The organism is Streptomyces griseorubiginosus (assembly GCF_017614965.1).
Taxonomy (GTDB): domain Bacteria; phylum Actinomycetota; class Actinomycetes; order Streptomycetales; family Streptomycetaceae; genus Streptomyces; species Streptomyces griseorubiginosus_B.
This window is the reverse complement of record NZ_WVUG01000176.1, coordinates 1-18,452: the sequence shown is the minus strand read 5'-3', so window position 1 is coordinate 18,452 and position 18,452 is coordinate 1. Positions and strand designations below refer to the sequence as shown.

The window sequence follows — 18,452 nt, the reverse complement described above, 5'->3', positions numbered from 1 at the left end:
GGGTGGGACGGGGGCTCATCGCCCGGCGGGCCTTGCCCACCGCTCGGCGCAGGAGGGAGGTCGCGGTGTGTTCCCGGTAGCCGGGTACGGCTCGGGCCTCGCGGGGGGCGGCGCGGTACAGGGAGTCGGGGATGCCGAGCGAGGCCTCGCGGAAGTAGGGGTAGGCGAGGTAGACGTGATGGCCTCTGCGTTCGAGGACCGCCTCCGGCTGCTTCTTCGCCTTCAGGAACTCCAGGAACCCGGCGAGGAGTTCGGGCTGCTGCTCGGCGACGAGGTGCAGCCGTATGCGCTCCTCGACCTTGAGGCGCCCGGCGACCGTACTGGTCCAGAACTGCTTCATCAGCGGTTCGGCCAGCTCGAACTTGTGCCCGCGGACCTGCTCGCTGTCCGTGAGGAACTTCGGCCCGAACTGCGGCAGCAGCGTGACCAGGAAGGGCCGCACCATGAGCGCGTCACGCCGCTCCCCCGCGGGCACGAACTCGGCGATCAGGTGCATCAGGGCCCGCGCGGAGTCGAAGCGCAGGGTGTAACTCCCGGTCTTCGTCACGTGTTTGCCGTCCTCGCGGCCCACCAGGTAGTAGCAGGTGTGGTCGCCGACCACGGAGACGCCGTCGGCCCGCAGATACGCCTCCATGGTGAACAGCGCGTCCTCGCCGGTCCACAGCGACTCGTCGAAGCGCATCCCGTGCCGTTCGAGAAGTGCGCGGCGGAAGAGTTTCTGCGCGCTCAGGGTGAACTTGATGCTGGAGGAGAAGACGTCGGTGCGCTCCAGGGTCTCCCAGGCGATCCGCGGCGCCGAGCGGTTGATGCCCTCGATCCTGCCGAGGACCACGTCCGTGCCGTTGCGGTCGGCCGCCGCGACCATCCGCTCGAGCGCCTCGGGCCCGAGCCGGTCGTCGGCGTCCAGGAAGAACACGTACCGCCCGGCGGCCTTGCCGAGCCCGACGTTGCGCGGGCCGCTGGGGCCGCCGGAGTTCTGCTGGCGGATCACGGTGACCGGCATGGCCGCGCGCTCGGCGAACCGCTCCAGGTAGTCCCCCGTCCCGTCCGTCGAGCCGTCGTCGACCGCGATGACCTCGATCCGCTCGGCCCCGATGGTCTGGGCCTCGACGGACGCGAGGCACTCGACCAGATAGGGCATCGCCTCGTAGGCCCCGATGACGACGCTCACATCAGGCTGCGCCACGGTCACGTTTCCCCCTTGTCACAGGAAGTTCCCCCTCAGTCGGCTCGTTCGTCATCTTCTAGACGGACGACCGCTCGGGGCGGTTGCCTGGACATACGTAAGAAGCGCCCGGTTTTCGAGGATCACTCCTCAGAAAACCGGGCCCTTCTCACCTGTTTCACACGGTCGGCGGCTGCGGGGCCGGCTGTGGGGCGGACAGCGCGTCCGAGAGTTCGTCGGCGCCGGGGGTTCCGGCCGCGGAGGCACGGGACTCCTGGCCGAGGTTGCGGGTGTCGGCCTTGAGGGCCAGCTCCTTCACCGCGGTGTTGAACTGCTCGATGGAGGTGGGCTCGTCCGGGCCGAGGAGGTACTTCTTGAGTTCCTTGCGGTCCTCGGCCAGCGGGTCCGCCTTCGGATCGCGTACGGCGGCCAGCAGCTCACCGATCTCGGCGGCCTTGTTGGAGAGGATCACCGCGGCGCGCACGGCGGTGTTCTGCCGCTTGAACTCCTCCACGCCCAGCTCGGCGGAGTCGGTGACCGCGTACGGCTTGCCGCTCGCGATGAAGTCGGAGACGACGGAGGAGATGTCGGAGACCATCGCGTCGGAGACGTTGAAGCAGTCGAACAGGCGCGGTTCGGCGCCCTCGATGACGCGGTGCTCCCACGCCGGGAACGAGCGCCAGTAGGCCTCGTTCCACTCGCCCCGCAGCCGGGCGACCTCCTCGTACTTGGCGACGTCGACGACGCCGTCCCGGGTGGCCTCCGCCTCGTCGGCCTTGTCGCCGCCGGCGCCGACCAGCTCGGCGATCCGGGCCTCGATGCGGACGAGGTCGGCCTTCGCCTTCTCCTGCTCCTCGGTGTCGGCGGTGAAGCGGGAGTCGGCGGCCCGCTCGGCGGCGGCCTTCTCCACCAGGGCGACGATGCGCCGGTGGGCGGCGGCGGCCTTGGGCAGGACCGTGCCCGTGAAGGGGTGCGGCTTGTACAGGACACGCACCGGCGGGTCGGCCTTGACCAGCTTCTTCACGATGTTCTCGCCGGCGAGCATGATCGAGGTGTTGCCCGGGTCGCCGTCCCAGCCTTCCCAGGTGGGGGCGTAGAGCACCGTCGGGAGGCGCCCCTCCGGCACGCCCTCCCAGCCCCGGATCGGCGCGAGCTGCGGGCGGCCGACCTCGACGATGTCCTCGTCGCGGACGCCGACGTCGGCGATGGCGTAGCGGTCGCGGCCCGCGCGGCCGGCGGTCCACACCTCGTCGTAGGCCTTGCTGAACGGGTTGACGCTGGCCAGCTTGTCGCTGTCGCCGTGGCCGATGAAGACGTGCTTCATGGTGGGCACGCGCAGCAGGTGGATGTTCTTGCCGACGTTCGCGGCGTACAGCGCGACGCGCACCGTGGAGAGGTCCATGTTCATCAGGTGCACCCCTCCGGGCACGCAGATGACGGGGACCGTGGTGGGCGCGAGGTTCTGCAGGATGACCCGCTCACGCAGGATGATCAGCGGCCGGGAGTCCAGCTGCTCCATGGTCTCCAGCCACATGTTGACCTGGTAGGCGGAGTCCTTGGAGCCGGAGAAGTACAGCACCGTCTCCGGCTTGTACGCGCGCAGCCAGTCGTCGACGGCGGCCAGCACCGTGTCGGCGTTCGGCGGGATCTTGCCGCCGCGGACGTACGGCACGAGCGCCAGGACGTACAGGCTGCCGAGGCCCAGGGTGAGGCCGATGCCGATGAAGCCGGCCGCGGAGGAGCCCGCCTCGGCGGAGATCAGTATGCCGACGACGGCCGCGAGGTCGAGGTGGAGCATCTTCTCGGCCGACCGGTCGAGCAGGCCCAGCGGCGGCGCGTTGGGGATGTTGATCCGCGACTTCAGGTCGACGTTGCGGGTGGCGACCGGCATCCGGCGGCGGTTGCGGATCAGCGTGACCACGGCGCCGTGCGGTGCCTGGAGGCCGTAGAACGCGATGAAGCAGCCGATCGCGCCGTAGTAGATCAGGTTGTTCGCGAGGTCCAGCCGGGCCAGCAGCAGGATCAGCAGCAGCTCCCGGATCAGGAAGCGGATCGAGAGACCGGCTCTGACCTTGCTCAGCCGGTTGATCAGGTAGCTGCCCTTGCGGTGCAGGTAGTGGTCGGCCAGGTACGTCACGGCGGCCGCTGCCGCGAAGGCGTAGACGCTCGGGATGAGCGCGGCCACCATGATCGCCGGGAAGCCCAGCATCAGGAGGACCGCCGCGGCCAGCTCCGACGCGCTGCCCACCCGGGCGACGCGAATAGCGGTGGATATCACGTAAAACCTGCTCTGGGAGGGGAAGTGCCGGTTTTGTTCTTTACGGATTCAGGCCCCTGCGAACGCCGGTCAATGCACTGCATTAACACCGGAAAGCAGAGGCCTGAATAACGGAAGGCTAATTGTGGTCGATTATTACACGCCGTCCTGACGGTCCAACACCGAGGCCAGCGCCTGCTCGAAGCCGTTGGCCTCGGCGGCACCCGCCGTCGGGTCCTGCTGGCGTACGTCGATGACATGCCCGGTGAGCTCGGAAAGGAGCACGTCCAGCGAGGTACGCGCCACCGCCTCGGAGGACAGCAGCGAGCCCGCGGGCTCCTGGCCGAAGGCCTTGGTGCGCATCGGCGTGGCGGTGCGCTCCGGGTTGATGCAGTTGACGCGGACGCCGTCGCCGGCCCACTCGTCGGACAGGGCCTGGGTGAGGTTCACCATCGCGGCCTTGGTGGAGGAGTACAGGCTGTACTCGGCGCGGCCGCGGGTGTAGCTGCTGGAGGTGTACAGCAGCAGCTGGCCCTTGGTCTCGGCGAGGTACTTGTAGCTCGAACGTGCGATCTGTACCGGCGCCAGGTAGTTGACCTTCAGCGCTTCCTCGATGGTCGCGTTGTCGGTCTCGGCGAGCTTGCCGATGCGCAGCACACCGGCGGTGTTGACGACGTAGTCGATCCGGCCGGTCTCCGCGTACGCCTTGGACAGCGCGTCGTCGACCTCCTCCGGGTTCTCCACGTGGGTGCCGGTGGTGGAGCGGCCCAGCGGGTACACACTGGCGCCGTAGGACGCGGCGAGTTCGGAGATGTCCTTGCCGATGCCGTAGGAGCCGCCGAAGACGACGACGGTCTTGCCGGTGAGCAGCTCGCGGTACGCCTCGTCGCCGTTCTGCTCGGGGGCCGCCGTGGAGGCGAGCTGGAAGAGCTTGTCGGCGATGAAGACGTCGACCGGCTGGGTGACCTTCATGTTGTACTCGTCGCCCGCGACGACGTGGATCGGCACGTCCGGCAGGTACTTGAGCACGACCGAGCAGTCGTCCGTGGCCTGGAAGTTGGGGTCGCCGGCGGCGACCTCGTAGGCGCGGCGGATCGTGGAGAGCTTGAAGGCCTGCGGGGTCTGGCCGCGGCGCAGCCGGGAGCGGTCCGGGATCTCCGTGATGAACTCGCCGTCCTGGCCGTGGGTGCGGGTCACGATGATGGTGTCCGCGGACGGGATGGCCACGTCGACGGCCTCGTAACGCTCCAGCGCCACCACGCAGTCGTCGATGACACGCTGCGACAGCAGAGGGCGTACGGCGTCGTGGAAGAGGACGTTGAGGTCCTCGCCCTGCGCCAGACCCTCGCCGAGGGCCTCGATGGCGCGCTCGGTGGTCTCGTTCCGCGTGGAACCGCCCTCGATGATCTTCTTGACCTTGGTGAACCCGGCCTTGGCGACGATCTTCTCGACGTCGGACACGTAGCCCGGCGCCATCAGCACGATGATGTCGTCGATCGAGTCCGCCTTCTCGAAGGTGGTCAGGGTGTGCTCGATGACTGCCTTGCCGGCGATCTTCAGCAGCTGCTTGGGGATCGACAGACCCACCCGCTGGCCGGTACCACCGGCCAGGATCACTGCGGTGGTACGGGGCTTGGCTATGTGCTGGGACACAGAGGACCTACCTTGGGGCGACAGGGAACGGTGAAATGGTCCCACTTGCGGTTACCGCTGTGCAAGGTGAGCGCCCTCCACTGCATATGTACGCGCTACCTGGCATTCACCTTGCACTGCTGGTGACCCCCGGAACTCCGCCGAGAGCACTGGCGAAATCGCTGTGAGTAACGGCACAGGCGCTCAGTGGCGAATCTCCGAGGCCCCGTACGCCCATACAGGTGATCCGGCGGCGGCCTCAACCGCCCGGCGGGGTGTCCGATCCTCACGTTCCGGGTGTGGGGCTGCACGCATTCTTCATATGCGTCACCGCGCCGTTTCGTTCGAGCTTGGAATACAGCTCGTCCGGAGGCCATTGCCGCGGAATTCCTGGTCAAGATTCCGCAGCATTTCGGTCTCGGCGAGAGTGAGCCGGCCGGGCCGGGCGCCCCGGTCACACGGGCTCCGCTCAGAACGGCTCGAAGTCGTCGAACTCCCGCTCCGCCTCGCGGTCCCGGCGGCGCTGTGCCGCGGGCCTCGGTGCCTCGAAGCGGTGGTCCTCGCCGCGCCGGCCCAGCATCTCCGCACCGGCCGTCATCGACGGCTCCCAGTCGAAGACGACCGCGTTGTCCTCGGGGCCGATGGCGACGCCGTCGCCCGCGCGGGCCCCGGCCTTCATCAACTCCTCCTCGACACCGAGCCGGTTGAGCCGGTCCGCGAGGTAGCCCACGGCCTCGTCGTTGTTGAAGTCGGTCTGCCGCACCCAGCGTTCGGGCTTCTCGCCGCGCACCCGGAACAGTCCCTCGTCCTCGCGGGTGACGGTGAAGCCGGTGTCGTCGACGGCCTTCGGGCGGATGACGATGCGCGTCGCCTCCTCCTTGGGCTTCGCGGCCCGGGCCTTCGCCACCAGGTCCGCGACCGCGAACGACAGCTCCCGCAGGCCGAGATGGGCGACCGCGGACACCTCGAAGACCCGGTATCCGCGGGCCTCCAGATCCGGCCGCACCATCTCCGCGAGGTCCTTGCCGTCCGGTACGTCGATCTTGTTGAGGACGACGATCCGCGGCCGCCGGTCGAGCCCGCCGTACTGCTTCAGCTCCTCCTCGATGACGTCGAGGTCGGAGACGGGGTCACGGTCGGACTCCAGGGTGGCGGTGTCCAGGACGTGCACGAGCACGCTGCACCGCTCGACGTGCCGCAGGAACTCGAGGCCCAGGCCCTTGCCCTGGCTGGCTCCGGGGATCAGTCCCGGCACGTCCGCGATGGTGTAGACGGTCGAACCGGCCGTCACCACACCGAGGTTGGGGACCAGCGTGGTGAAGGGGTAGTCCGCGATCTTCGGCTTGGCCGCGCTGAGCACCGAGATCAGCGAGGACTTGCCCGCGCTCGGGTAGCCGACCAGCGCGACGTCCGCGACCGTCTTCAGCTCCAGGACGACGTCCTGGAGATCTCCCGGCTCACCGAGCAGCGCGAACCCCGGCGCCTTGCGCCTGGCCGACGCCAGCGCCGCGTTGCCGAGCCCGCCGCGGCCGCCCTGGGCGGCGACGTACGAGGTGCCGTGGCCGACCAGGTCGGCGAGGACGTTGCCCGCCTTGTCGAGGACGACGGTGCCGTCCGGGACGGGCAGCACCAGGTCCTGGCCGTCCTTGCCGGAGCGGTTGCCGCCCTCGCCGGGCTTGCCGTTGGTGGCCTTGCGGTGCGGGGAGTGGTGGTAGTCGAGCAGCGTGGTGACGGACTGGTCGACGGTGAGGATCACATCGCCGCCGCGTCCGCCGTTGCCGCCGTCGGGTCCGCCGAGCGGCTTGAACTTCTCACGGTGGACGGAGGCACAGCCGTGGCCTCCGTTACCCGCGGCGACGTGCAGCTCGACGCGGTCCACGAAGGTGGTCATGGGGGGTGCCTCCAGAAGAACGGGGATGTCTCTTACGTAACACGCGAAAGGCGGACCCGCCTTCCCGCACGGGAAGTGAGGTCCGCCTCGCGAAGCGTTCGGTCTGTGTCTGGGCCTGGGCTTTAAGCCTGGGCGTCCAAGCCTGGGCTCAGGCGACCGGAACGATGTTCACGACCTTGCGGCCACGGTGGGTACCGAACTCCACCGCACCGGCCTGCAGCGCGAACAGCGTGTCGTCGCCGCCACGGCCGACGCCGGCGCCGGGGTGGAAGTGGGTGCCGCGCTGGCGGACCAGGATCTCACCCGCGTTGACGACCTGACCGCCGAAGCGCTTCACGCCGAGCCGCTGGGCGTTCGAGTCGCGACCGTTCCGGGTGGACGATGCGCCCTTCTTGTGTGCCATCTCTCCTCAGTCCCTTACTTCGCAGCCGTGGGGATCTCAGTGACCTTGATCGCCGTGTACTGCTGGCGGTGGCCCTGGCGACGGCGGTAACCCGTCTTGTTCTTGTAGCGCAGAATGTCGATCTTCTGGCCCTTGTGGTGGTCCACGACCTCGGCCTGGACCTTGATGCCGGCCAGCACCCACGGGTCGCTGGTCACGGCGTCGCCGTCGACAACGAGCAGGGTCGAGAGCTCGACCGTGTCGCCAACCTTGGCGGTGGAAATCTTGTCAACCTCAACGATGTCGCCGACAGCAACCTTGTGCTGGCGGCCACCGCTGCGCACGATGGCGTACACGCGGATCTCACTCTCTCGCTCGGGAACGGCACCCCCGCAGTCCAGCCGTCCGGCGCGCGGGCAGCCTCTCCGCGGCACTCTGTGCTACAGAGGAAGAGGTTTACGGGGATGTGGCGTGGCCTTGTCCACAGACACGCCGACGGTCAAGAGTACGGGGACGCGCCTGAGACGGTCAAACCAGGTCCGGACGGGGCGGGAGGACGGCGGTCCGGGGCGCCGGAAGCCGCCGCGTCTACCCGGATCGGCTGCCGTTACCCTGTGACCCCAGACATACACCCACAGGCCACCGGCCGTACACACCGCGGCCACACTACGCAGGGCTTCCGGACAGGAGACAGGTACAGCAGATGTCGATCAAGGTGAGCGTCATCATCCCGGTGTACAACCCGGGGAAGTACATCCAGCCCTGCATCGACTCACTGGTGCGGCAGACCCTGCCCGCCGACGAGTTCGAAGTCCTGTTCGTGAACGACGGCTCGACCGACGACACCCCGGAGAAGCTCGAGGCCCTCGCGAAGGAGCACCCGCACTTCCGGGTCATAAGCATCCCGAACTCCGGCTGGCCCGGTAAGCCCAGGAACATCGGTGTGGGCGAGGCGAAGGGCGAGTACGTCCAGTTCCTCGACCAGGACGACTACCTGGCCTCCGACGCCCTGCGCCGGCTCTACGAGATGGGCCACCGCAACGGCTCGGACATCGTCATCGGCAAGGTGGCCAGCAACTTCCGCGGCGTCCCGCACGGCGTCTTCCGCGTGGACCGCGAGAAGTGCACCATCCACAACGCGCCGCTGTACGACAGCCTCACCCCGCACAAGATGTTCCGCACGGAGTTCCTGCGCGAGAACAAGATCGCCTACCCCGAGGGCAAGCGGCGCCTCGAGGACCAGCTGTACATGATGGAGGCCTACTTCCCAGCGAAGGTCGTCTCCATCCTCGGCAGCTACACCTGCTACTACTACTCGAAGCGTGACGACGGCAACAACGCCGGCTCGGCCCGCATCGTCCCCTCCGGCTACTACGGCAACCTCCGCGAGGTCCTCGACGTCGTCGTCGCCAACACCGAGCCCGGCGACTTCCGCGACCTGCTGCTGCGGCGCTTCTACCGGGTGGAGATGCTCGGCCGGCTGAGCGAGCCCAGCGTCCTGAAGTACGACGAGGCCTACCTCGACGAGATGGTCGACGCCGTGAAGCCGCTGGCCGACACCTACATGACCGACGGTGTGCACAACGGGCTCGGGGCGCTCGCCCGCGTCCGCTCCACCCTGCTGCGCCGCGACGACCGGCAGGGCCTGGTGCGCTTCGCCCGGCTGATGAGCTCCATCAAGGGCGCGGCCCGCCTGGAGGACGTCGCCTGGCGCTCCGACGGCAAGCTGGACGTCACCGTCAGCGCCCGCCTGGTCGTCGGCGACGACGCCGAGCCGCTGCGGCTGCTGCGCCGCGACGACCGGCTCCACCTGCACCCCGACCTCACCGAGGACTATCTCGGGGAGGGTGAACTGGTCGACGTCACCGACGAGTTGGACGGCTTCAAGGCCGAGATGTCGCTGCGCAACCGGGAGACCGCGGTCGAGTGGCCGTGCGCCGCGAAGTACACCGCCGCCGTGCAGGACCTCGGCGACGGTGTGTGCGAGGTCGTGCTGCGCGGCACCGGCCAGGTCAGCCCCCAGGGCGTCAAGGGCCGCGGTCCGGTCTCCCGCGGCTTCTGGGACATCTGGGTGCCGGTCCGCGGCCTCGGCGTGGTCCGCAAGGCCCGCCTCGGCGCCGACCGCGCGCCCCACGTCGACCAGGACTGCCGCCCGGCGCTCCTCGGCTCCCCCTCCCGCGCGGTCATCCCGTACTTCACCGACCCGCACGGCAACCTCACCCTCGACGTGGAGCGCCGCAGCAAGCGGCTGGCCACCTACCTGGAGAACCGCCCCGTGCAGCGGATGCCCGGCGAGCGGGCGGAGCTCCGGCTCGACCTGTTCACCCGCGCGGTGACCGCCCCGTACCGGACCGACCTGGTCCTGAGCTCCGACAGCGGACGCTCCTACACGCTGCCCGGCGAGGTCCGTCCGGTCGCGGAACGCGGGCACATCGTGCTGCCCGAGCGGGCGGCGGGCGTCCCCGCCGGGGAGTGGAAGCTCTCGGCGAAGCTGGACGGGGAGAAGAACGAGGCGCTCGACCTGTGCGACGTGACGGTCCGCGCCAACGGCAAGGTGCAGATCAGCAGCGATCTGCCCGTCGTGGACCCGGAACTCGTGCGCACGGCGCTGGCCAGGCGGCGCAAGGAGAACGTCCGTCGCAGGCTGAGCGCCGTCGGTGGCCCCGTCGTCCGCCGGCTGCCCGCGCCGGCCCGCAAGAAGATCCGGGGACTGGCGAAGAAGCTGGTCGGCTGACCGGCGTCACGGTCTCGACCCGGCGAACAAGCAAGAGGATGTGATCACCATGCGGGAGCTCGGCATCGCCGGCGCCTGGATACTCGAACCGAAGATCTTTCCGGACGCCCGCGGGAGCTTCCACGAGTGGTTCAAGGGGGGCGAGTTCGAGAAGGCCCTGGGCCACCCGCTGAACCTGGCCCAGGCCAACTGCTCGGTCTCCAGCCGCGGCACGCTGCGCGGCATCCACTTCGCGGACGTGCCGCCCAGCCAGGCGAAGTACGTGAAGTGCGTGCGCGGCGCCGTGCTGGACGTCATCGTCGACATCCGCGTCGGCTCACCGACGTACAAGCAGTGGGAGGCGGTGCGTCTGGACGACGTGGACCACCACTCGGTCTACCTCTCCGAGGGGCTCGGGCACGCCTTCATGGCGCTGACCGACGACGCGACGGTCGTCTACCTGTGCTCCGAGGGGTACGCCCCGCAGCGCGAGCACGGCATCCACCCGCTCGACGCGGAGCTCGGCATCGAGTGGCCGTCCGGTCTGACGCCCGTCCTGTCCGACAAGGACGCCGCGGCGCCGACCCTGGCCGAGGCGGAGGCCCAGGACCTGCTGCCGTCGTACGAGGACTGCCAGGCCTACTACGCGCAGCTGCGCGGCTGAACCGGTCACCCCAGGGGGCCTCGCGGATCCGTCCGCGAGGCCCCCTGCGCGTGTCAGCCGACCGGCGAGAGGCCGTGTCCACTGCCCGAGATCCCCGGCCCGAGGTGGAGGTCGGCCGCGGTGAAAGCGAGCAGCTGGGACTCGCCGCGCCACACCCGGATCTCTCCGTGGTCGTCGACCACCAGATTCGCCGCCTTGCCGCCATCGGTGTCGAGCAGTACGGCGAAGCCGCCCGGCACGGCCCGCGCCCCCTCGGTGGTCAGCCCCGCGGCGCTCCCTCGCAGCAGGACGACCTGCCGTTGCCCCGCCCGGGTCTCGGCCGAGAACGCCACATCGGCGTATCCGTCGCCGTCCGCGTCCCCGACCACCGGTCCGCCGCCGAACGTGCAGGGGGAGAACGGCCCCTCCACCGGCAGGCCCGGGGTGTCCGCGGTGATGCGTGTCGTCTTCATGGTCCCGCCGTACAGGACGGTCAGCCGGCTGCCCCCCACCGGGATCGACACGTCGCCGAGCATCTCGCAGGACAGACCCGCCACGACGTCGTCATGACCGTCGTGGTTGATGTCCGCCGTCACCAGCGAACCGTAGAAGCCGTCGGGCAGGCGGGGGCCCTTGACCAGCCTCCCGTCGGCTGTCCCCCGGTACAGGACGGTGGCTCGGGGGACGGGCGCGTAGTCCGCGAGGATGGACCAGCTGACCACGAGATCGTCCTTGCCGTCCCCCGTGACGTCCCCGAGGGCGGAGGGCACGGCGACGGGGTACCGCGGGTCGCTCGGCCTCAGGTCGAGCGAGACCGTACGACGTGGTGTGCCCTCGCGGCTGAACGGCCCCAGCAGTACGCGTACGGTGTTGACCTCGCTGTCACCCTGCGCCGGGCCGACGACGAGATCGGCGTGTCCGTCGCCGTCGACATTGCCCGCGAGGGGAGCCGAGCCGGTCATCCGGGCCGCCGCCGCACCGGACAGCCCCTTCTCGCTCCCCCAGACGACGAAGAGCGTGTCACGGCCCGCCTGGGTGACGAGGTCGGCCCGCCCGTCACCGTCGAGGTCGGCGGTGACGGTGCCGGCGCCGCCGAACGCGCCGCCCTGGCCCGCCTTGCCGAAGCCCAGGTCGTCCTGGGTGACGACCTGGGGCTTCTTGATCCGGGGGCCGTGGGCCGACCCGCGCAGGACGGCCACGTAACCGGCGGCGTACTTCCCGTGCACGGTCGCGGTCGTGTCACCGACGACGAGATCGCCGTACCCGTCGCCGTCGAAGTCGGACCGGACCCCCGGATGACGTGCTCGTCCCTCGGCCGGGCCGCCGGAACCGCAGGCGGACAGCAGCAGGAGCAGGACGGCGACCGCGCCAAGCGCTCTTTTCATGCAACCTCGGACCGCCGACGGCGGTCCGAGGTTGTACAGGTACGGAGGGGGTCAGCCCCGCTCGGCCTTGAGCAGCGCGGGGAACGCCTCGGTCAGCGCCTCCCGCCAGTCACGGATCGGCGTGATGCCGGCCGCTGCCCACCGGTCGTGGCCCAGCACGCTGTAGGCCGGCCGGGGAGCCGGGCGTACGAAGGCGTCGCTGGTGGTGGGACGGACCCGCTCGGGGTCGGCGCCGAGCCGCTCGAAGATGGCCCGGGTGAACCCGAACCACGTCGTCTCGCCGGAGCTGGTGCCGTGGTAGACACCGGCCGGCGCGACACCGGCCAGGGCGGCGCGGCCCAGCTCGTACAGCAGCCCGGCGAGATCCGCGCTCCAGGTGGGCTGCCCGCGCTGGTCGTCGACGACGTCGAGGTTGTCCTTGACGCCCTCCAGCTTGATCATCGTACGGACGAAATTGGGGCCGCCGGCGCCGTAGAGCCAGGCGGTGCGGACCACGTAGCCGCGCTCCGGCAGGCTTTTCAGCACGGCCTGCTCGCCGGCCAGCTTGGTGCGGCCGTAGGCGCTGCGCGGGGCGGTGGGGGCGTCCTCGGCGTACGGCTCGTCGGCGTCGCCGGCGAAGACGTAGTCCGTGGAGACGTGCAGCAGCACGGCCCCGGTGCGGGCGCAGGCCTCGGCGAGGTGGCGCGGGCCGTCGCCGTTGATCCGCAGCGCCTCGTCCTCACGGGTCTCGGCGTCGTCGACGGCGGTCCAGGCCGCGCAGTTGACGACGACGGAGGGCCGGTGCTCCTCGATCGCCCGGGTGACGGCGTCGGCGTCGGTGAGGTCCAGGGCCGCGCGGTCCAGCGCGACGGCCGTCTCCTCGGCCTCGGCCAGCCGGGCCAGGACGTCCTGGCCCAGCATCCCGCCCGCGCCCGTGACCAGCCAGGTGCGGTCGCCGCTCACAGGGCCGCCCGCTCCTTCAGCGGCTCCCACCAGGCGCGGTTGTCGCGGTACCACTGCACGGTCTCCGCGAGGCCCTGCTCGAAGCTCTTGCGGGGCTCGTAGCCGAGCTCCTCACGGATCTTGGTGCAGTCGACGGAGTAGCGGCGGTCGTGGCCCTTGCGGTCCTGGACGTACTCGACGCTGGTGTCCCAGTCCGCGCCGCACGCCTTCAGCAGCAGCTCGGTCAGCTCACGGTTGGACAGCTCGGTGCCGCCGCCGATGTTGTAGACCTCACCGGGACGGCCCTTGGTGCGCACCAGCTCGATGCCCTGGACGTGGTCGTCGATGTGCAGCCAGTCGCGGACGTTGCCGCCGTCGCCGTACAGCGGGACCTTCTTGCCGTCGAGGAGGTTGGTCACGAACAGCGGGATGACCTTCTCGGGGAAGTGGTGGTGCCCGTAGTTGTTGGAGCAGCGGGTCACCCGCACATCCAGGCCGTGGGTGCGGTGGTACGACAGCGCGATCAGGTCGCTGGAGGCCTTCGCCGAGGAATACGGCGAGTTGGGCTGCAGCGGGTGCGTCTCGGGCCAGGAACCCTCGTCGATGGAGCCGTAGACCTCGTCGGTGGAGATGTGCACGAAGGTCTTGATACCGGCCCGGTGCGCGGCGTCGATCAGCGTGTGGGTGCCGACCACGTTCGTGCGGACGAACTCCGCGCCGCCGTCGATGGAGCGGTCCACGTGCGACTCGGCGGCGAAGTGCACCACCTGGTCGTGCTCGGCCATCAGCTTGCCGACGAGCTCGACGTCGCAGATGTCGCCCTGCACGAAGGAGAAGCCGGGGTGCTCGCGCACCTCGTCGAGGTTGGCCGGGTTGCCCGCGTACGTCAGCTTGTCCAGCACGGTGATCGCGACGTCACCGGGGCCCTCGGGGCCGAGCAGCGTACGGACGTAGTGCGAGCCGATGAAACCGGCACCGCCGGTCACCAGGATCCGGGTGGCGGGGGATGTCATGAAGAGATCTGCACCTTGCTGTGATCACCGAGCACGAGCCGGTGGGCCGAAGGGTTACGGGGAGCGGGCGTCACCTCGACGTCCCGCCCGATGAGCGAGGCCTCCACCCGGCGCACGCCGGTCACGGACGAGCCGCGCAGCACGATGGAGTACTCGATTTCGCTGTCCTCGATCCGGCAGTCCTCGGACACGGAGGTGAAGGGGCCGATGTACGCGTTCTCCACCACCGTACCGGCGCCGAGGATGACGGGGCCCACGATCCGGCTGCCGCTGACGCGCGCGCCGGCCTCGATGCGCACCCGGCCGATGATCTCGCTGTCGTCGCTCACCGTGCCCTCGGTCACCGGCTCCACGGTCTCCAGGACCGAGCGGTTGACCTCCAGCATGTCGGTGACGTTGCCGGTGTCCTTCCAGTAGCCCGAGATCGTGGTGGAGCGGACGTCGCGCTTGTCGTCGATCAGCCACTGGATGGCGTGGGTGATCTCCAGCTCGCCGCGCCAGGAGGGCTCGATGGAGCGGACGGCCTCGTGGATGGCCGGGGTGAAGAGGTAGACGCCGACGAGCGCCAGATCGCTCTTGGGCACCTTCGGCTTCTCCTCCAGGCCCACGACCCGGCCGTCGGCGTCGAGCTCGGCGACACCGAAGGAGGTGGGGTTGGGCACCTGGGTGAGCAGGATCTGGGCGTCGGGCCGCTCGGCGCGGAACTCCTCCACCAGGCCGGTGATGCCGCCGACGATGAAGTTGTCGCCGAGGTACATGACGAAGTCGTCCTCGCCGAGGAAGTCCTGGGCGATGAGCACGGCGTGCGCGAGGCCCAGCGGTGCTTCCTGGGGGATGTAGGTGACCTCGATCCCGAACCGGGAGCCGTCCCCCACCGCCTCGCGGATCTCGTCCGCGGTGTCGCCGACGACGATGCCGACCTCGCGGATGCCTGCCTCGGCGATGGCCTCGAGGCCGTAGAACAGCACCGGCTTGTTGGCGACGGGCACCAGCTGCTTGGCCGAGGTGTGGGTGATCGGACGGAGACGGGTACCCGCTCCCCCGGAGAGCACGAGAGCCTTCACGTATTGGTCCCCATCACTGCATCTTCGCTGGGACGAAAATCCCAACTTGTCTGAATTTACGGTTAACTTTGAGAAGCATCATAACCTTGCCTGCACGCCTCCGGTTCACCGTGGGTACCGACCGGGGCGTCTGAGGCGGCACGAACGCGCCAACGCGATGCGCCCCCGGTCCGAGGACCGGGGGCGCATCGCGTTGTCGGCAGGCCGGGCTGTCAGCCCTCGTCCGCCGCCGTGGAGACGGACGACACCGGCTGCTGTTCGGCGGCCGCCGTCTTCTTCGCCGCCTTCTTGGCGGTCGTCTTCTTGGCGGCGGTCTTCTTCGCAGCCGTCTTCTTGGCAGCCGTCTTCTTGGTGGCGGCCTTCTTCGCGGTGGCCTTCTTGGCCGTCTTGCGGGCCGTCTTCTTGGCCGGAGCCGTGTCCTCGGCGCCCTCCTCGGCGGCCGGGGCCTCCGTGGCCGACGGGACGACCACGACGGCCGTCTCCTCGGGGGCGGTGGGCGCGGTCTCCTTGCGCACCGCACGGCGGCGCGGACGGGCCGGAGCGGCACTCTCGGCGGGCGCCTCGGCCTCCTGCCCGGCAGCCGCGGGAGCCTCGGCCACGGGTGCGGCCACGGTCTCGCTGACGGTCACGACCGCCGCCTCGGCCCCGGCCGGCGAACCGGCGGGCGCCGACACCTTGCGGGTGGCGCGACGGCGGGTACGGCCCTTGGGCGCGGCCTCCTCGGCCGGCTCGGCGCCGACCACCGGGTCCTCCGCGGCGACGGGCCGGGCCTGCGCCTCGGCGGCCGTCTCCGGCTGCACGGGCCGCTCGGCCTCCACCTCGGCCGGCACGGCCTGGGCGGTGGGCACGTCGGCCACCTCGGTGTCGGACGCGGCCTTGACGGCGTCGGCGCGCCCGGCGCCCTTGCCGTCGGCCGTGTCGGACCGCTCCGTCTCCGGGCGGGTCCGACCCTGCGGCGCGCCCGCCGGAGCCGAAGCCCGCCGGCTCGCCCGGCGCCGGGTGCGGCCGCCACGGGACACCGCGGCCTCCGCCTCGGCGACGCTGCTGTACAGCTCCTCGTCCGGCTCGAAGACCGGCGCGGGCAGCGCGACCGGCTCGGCGGCCTCGGCGGCGATCTCCGCCGCGGTCTCGATCTCCGGCTCGACGGCCTCGCCGCTCTCCACGGCCACCGCGGCGGTCTCGTGCACGTGCTGCTCCTGCTCGTGCCCGTCACCACCCCGCCCGCGCTTCTTGCGCTTGCCGCCGCCACCGGCGGAGGACGGCTGCTCCATGTGGACGATGACACCGCGGCCGTTGCAGTGGACGCAGGTCTCGGAGAAGGACTCCAGCAGTCCCTGTCCGACCCGCTTGCGGGTCATCTGCACGAGGCCCAGCGAGGTCACCTCCGCGACCTGGTGCTTCGTACGGTCCCGGCCCAGGCACTCCAGCAGGCGCCGCAGCACCAGGTCCCGGTTGGACTCCAGCACCATGTCGATGAAGTCGATCACGATGATGCCGCCCAGGTCGCGCAGCCGCAGCTGGCGGACGATCTCCTCGGCCGCCTCCAGGTTGTTCCTGGTGACCGTCTCCTCGAGGTTGCCGCCCTGACCGGTGAACTTGCCGGTGTTGACGTCGATGACGACCATCGCCTCGGTCCGGTCGATCACCAGCGAACCGCCGCTGGGCAGCCAGACCTTGCGGTCCAGCGCCTTGGCCAGCTGCTCGTCGATCCGGTAGGTGGCGAAGACGTCGACCTCGCTGGTCCACTTCTGCAACCGCTCGGCGAGGTCCGGCGCCACGTGGGACACATAGCCGTGGACGGTCTGCCAGGCCTCGTCACCGCTGACGATGACCTTGGAGAAGTCCTCGTTGAAGATGTCCCGCACGACCCGGACGGTCATGTCCGGCTCGCCGTACAGCAGCGTCGGGGCGTTGCCGTTCTTCGACTTCTTCTGGATCTCCTCCCACTGCGCCTGCAGCCGCTCGACGTCACGGCGCAGCTCGTCCTCGCTCGCGCCCTCGGCGGCGGTGCGCACGATGACGCCCGCGTCCTCGGGGACGATCTTCTTGAGGATGGTCTTCAGCCGTGCGCGCTCGGTGTCGGGCAGCTTGCGGCTGATGCCGGTCATCGAGCCCTCGGGGACGTACACGAGGTAGCGGCCCGGGAGGGAGACCTGGCTGGTCAGACGCGCGCCCTTGTGCCCGATCGGGTCCTTGGTGACCTGGACGAGCACGGACTGCCCGGACTTCAGGGCGGACTCGATGCGGCGCGGCCCGTTGGCCATGCCCAGCGCCTCGAAGTTGACCTCACCGGCGTAGAGCACCGCGTTGCGGCCCTTGCCGATGTCGATGAAGGCGGCCTCCATCGACGGCAGCACGTTCTGCACCTTGCCCAGGTAGACGTTGCCGACGTACGAGGTCGACTGCTCCTTGTTGACGTAGTGCTCGACGAGCACGCCGTCCTCCAGGACGCCGATCTGCGTGCGCTCACCGCTCTGCCGGACGACCATCACCCGCTCGACGGCCTCACGGCGGGCCAGGAACTCGGCCTCGGTGATGATCGGGACGCGCCGGCGCCCCTGCTCACGCCCTTCGCGACGCCGCTGCTTCTTGGCCTCGAGACGGGTCGAACCCTTGATCGACTGAACCTCGTCGGACGGCTCCGAGGGCTTACGGGGCTCGCGGACCTTGACGACGGTGCGCTCGGGGTCGCCCTCGCCGGGCTCGGTGTCGACGGAGGAGTCACCGGCGCGACGGCGCCGACGACGGCGACGACGGCTGCTGGAGCTGGACCCGCCGGCCTCGTCATGGGACTCGTCGTCGTCCTCTTCCTCCTGCTCGGCGGTGTCCTCGGCGTCCTGCGCCGCCTGCTCGGCGGCGAGCTCGTCGGACTCCTCCGACTCGTCCTCGCCCCCGGCCTCGGCGGACTCCCCGCGACGGCGACGACGGCCACCGCGCCGACGGCGGCGCCGCGACCCGGTCTCCTCGGCCTCGTCCTCACCGTCAGCGGCGCCCTCGGCCGACTCCTCGGCCTCTTCCGTCTCGTCGTCCTCGACGACGGCCGGCGTCTCGGCCTCGGCGGTCTCACCCCGGCGGCGACGCCGACGGCGCGTACCGGCGGGCTGCTGCTCCTCGGGAAGCTCCTCGACCTTTTCGACCTCTTCGACGGCCTCCGCGGCCTCCGCGGCAGCGGCAGCGGCCGCCCGCTGCGGGGTCTGGAACTGCGGCTCGGTGAACACGGGCGCCTGGAACACGGCCACGGCGGGCCGAGCGGGCCTCCGCGGCCCCTCGTCTCCACCGGCTTCACCAGCCTCGCCGACCCGGGCGGGCTCGGAGAACCCGACGGCGGCCCGGCGGACCACCCGACGCCGGGCGCGGCGCGGGGAGGCGTCGTCGTCGGCCTGGGC

The 18,452-nt window shown here is 70.2% G+C and carries 13 protein-coding genes; 2 read left to right on the top strand and 11 right to left on the bottom strand.

The window, feature by feature from the left end:
• The 6 genes from GRC12_RS28030 to rplU all read right to left on the bottom strand — a co-directional run.
• On the bottom strand, positions 1–1,192 hold a 1,192-nt coding region (locus tag GRC12_RS28030; RefSeq protein ID WP_208782155.1), incomplete at its 3' end, for a glycosyltransferase family 2 protein.
• A gap of 151 nt (positions 1,193–1,343) precedes the next feature.
• On the bottom strand, positions 1,344–3,443 hold the full coding sequence (locus GRC12_RS28025; RefSeq protein WP_308286657.1) for a hypothetical protein: 2,100 nt from the start codon (positions 3,441–3,443) through the stop codon (positions 1,344–1,346).
• Between the two features lie 135 nt (positions 3,444–3,578).
• The gene (locus GRC12_RS28020) at positions 3,579–5,075 is read right to left on the bottom strand and encodes a bifunctional cytidylyltransferase/SDR family oxidoreductase (protein ID WP_208782154.1); all 1,497 of its coding nucleotides are present in this window, start codon (positions 5,073–5,075) and stop codon (positions 3,579–3,581) included.
• Positions 5,076–5,523: 448 nt separating this feature from the next.
• Positions 5,524–6,945, bottom strand: a complete 1,422-nt coding sequence (gene obgE / locus GRC12_RS28015; RefSeq protein ID WP_208782153.1) for a GTPase ObgE — start codon at positions 6,943–6,945, stop codon at positions 5,524–5,526.
• Positions 6,946–7,093: 148 nt separating this feature from the next.
• Entirely contained in the window at positions 7,094–7,348 is a 255-nt protein-coding gene (rpmA, locus tag GRC12_RS28010; protein ID WP_023550764.1) for a 50S ribosomal protein L27, read from the bottom strand.
• Between the two features lie 14 nt (positions 7,349–7,362).
• Positions 7,363–7,683, bottom strand: coding sequence for a 50S ribosomal protein L21 (gene rplU, locus GRC12_RS28005; protein ID WP_003990208.1), 321 nt, complete (start codon positions 7,681–7,683; stop codon positions 7,363–7,365).
• Between the two features lie 347 nt (positions 7,684–8,030).
• Here rplU and GRC12_RS28000 point away from each other — a divergent pair, with 347 nt between their 5' ends.
• Together GRC12_RS28000 and rfbC are read left to right on the top strand one after the other, a co-directional pair.
• The gene (locus tag GRC12_RS28000) at positions 8,031–10,061 is read left to right on the top strand and encodes a glycosyltransferase family 2 protein (RefSeq protein WP_208782152.1); all 2,031 of its coding nucleotides are present in this window, start codon (positions 8,031–8,033) and stop codon (positions 10,059–10,061) included.
• Positions 10,062–10,110: 49 nt separating this feature from the next.
• Entirely contained in the window at positions 10,111–10,704 is a 594-nt protein-coding gene (gene rfbC / locus GRC12_RS27995; RefSeq protein WP_208782151.1) for a dTDP-4-dehydrorhamnose 3,5-epimerase, read from the top strand.
• A 53-nt stretch (positions 10,705–10,757) separates the two neighbouring features.
• Here rfbC and GRC12_RS27990 read toward each other — a convergent pair whose 3' ends face one another.
• From GRC12_RS27990 to GRC12_RS27970, 5 genes are all read right to left on the bottom strand, one after another.
• Positions 10,758–12,068, bottom strand: a complete 1,311-nt coding sequence (locus GRC12_RS27990) for an FG-GAP repeat domain-containing protein (RefSeq protein ID WP_208782150.1) — start codon at positions 12,066–12,068, stop codon at positions 10,758–10,760.
• A gap of 51 nt (positions 12,069–12,119) precedes the next feature.
• Positions 12,120–13,010 carry a dTDP-4-dehydrorhamnose reductase gene (gene rfbD / locus GRC12_RS27985; protein ID WP_208782149.1) on the bottom strand — a complete coding sequence of 297 codons (891 nt, stop codon included), beginning with the start codon at positions 13,008–13,010 and terminating at the stop codon, positions 12,120–12,122.
• Entirely contained in the window at positions 13,007–14,002 is a 996-nt protein-coding gene (gene rfbB / locus GRC12_RS27980; protein ID WP_133041010.1) for a dTDP-glucose 4,6-dehydratase, read from the bottom strand. The genes rfbD and rfbB overlap by 4 nt, the downstream gene beginning before the upstream one ends.
• Positions 13,999–15,066 carry a glucose-1-phosphate thymidylyltransferase gene (locus GRC12_RS27975; protein ID WP_208782148.1) on the bottom strand — a complete coding sequence of 356 codons (1,068 nt, stop codon included), beginning with the start codon at positions 15,064–15,066 and terminating at the stop codon, positions 13,999–14,001. Before GRC12_RS27975 ends, rfbB begins: the two co-directional genes overlap by 4 nt.
• A 212-nt stretch (positions 15,067–15,278) precedes the next feature.
• Positions 15,279–18,452: Rne/Rng family ribonuclease (locus GRC12_RS27970; RefSeq protein ID WP_208782147.1), on the bottom strand; the 3,174-nt coding region annotated here is incomplete at its 5' end.

Bases quoted from the DNA above. Each gene is read 5' to 3' on its own strand.
- obgE (WP_208782153.1), bottom strand. From the start codon at position 6,945: ATGACCACCTTCGTGGACCGCGTCGAGCTGCACGTCGCCGCGGGTAAC.
- rpmA (WP_023550764.1), bottom strand. From the start codon at position 7,348: ATGGCACACAAGAAGGGCGCATCGTCCACCCGGAACGGTCGCGACTCG.
- GRC12_RS28000 (WP_208782152.1), top strand. From the start codon at position 8,031: ATGTCGATCAAGGTGAGCGTCATCATCCCGGTGTACAACCCGGGGAAG.
- rfbC (WP_208782151.1), top strand. From the start codon at position 10,111: ATGCGGGAGCTCGGCATCGCCGGCGCCTGGATACTCGAACCGAAGATC.
- GRC12_RS27990 (WP_208782150.1), bottom strand. From the start codon at position 12,068: ATGAAAAGAGCGCTTGGCGCGGTCGCCGTCCTGCTCCTGCTGCTGTCC.
- rfbB (WP_133041010.1), bottom strand. From the start codon at position 14,002: ATGACATCCCCCGCCACCCGGATCCTGGTGACCGGCGGTGCCGGTTTC.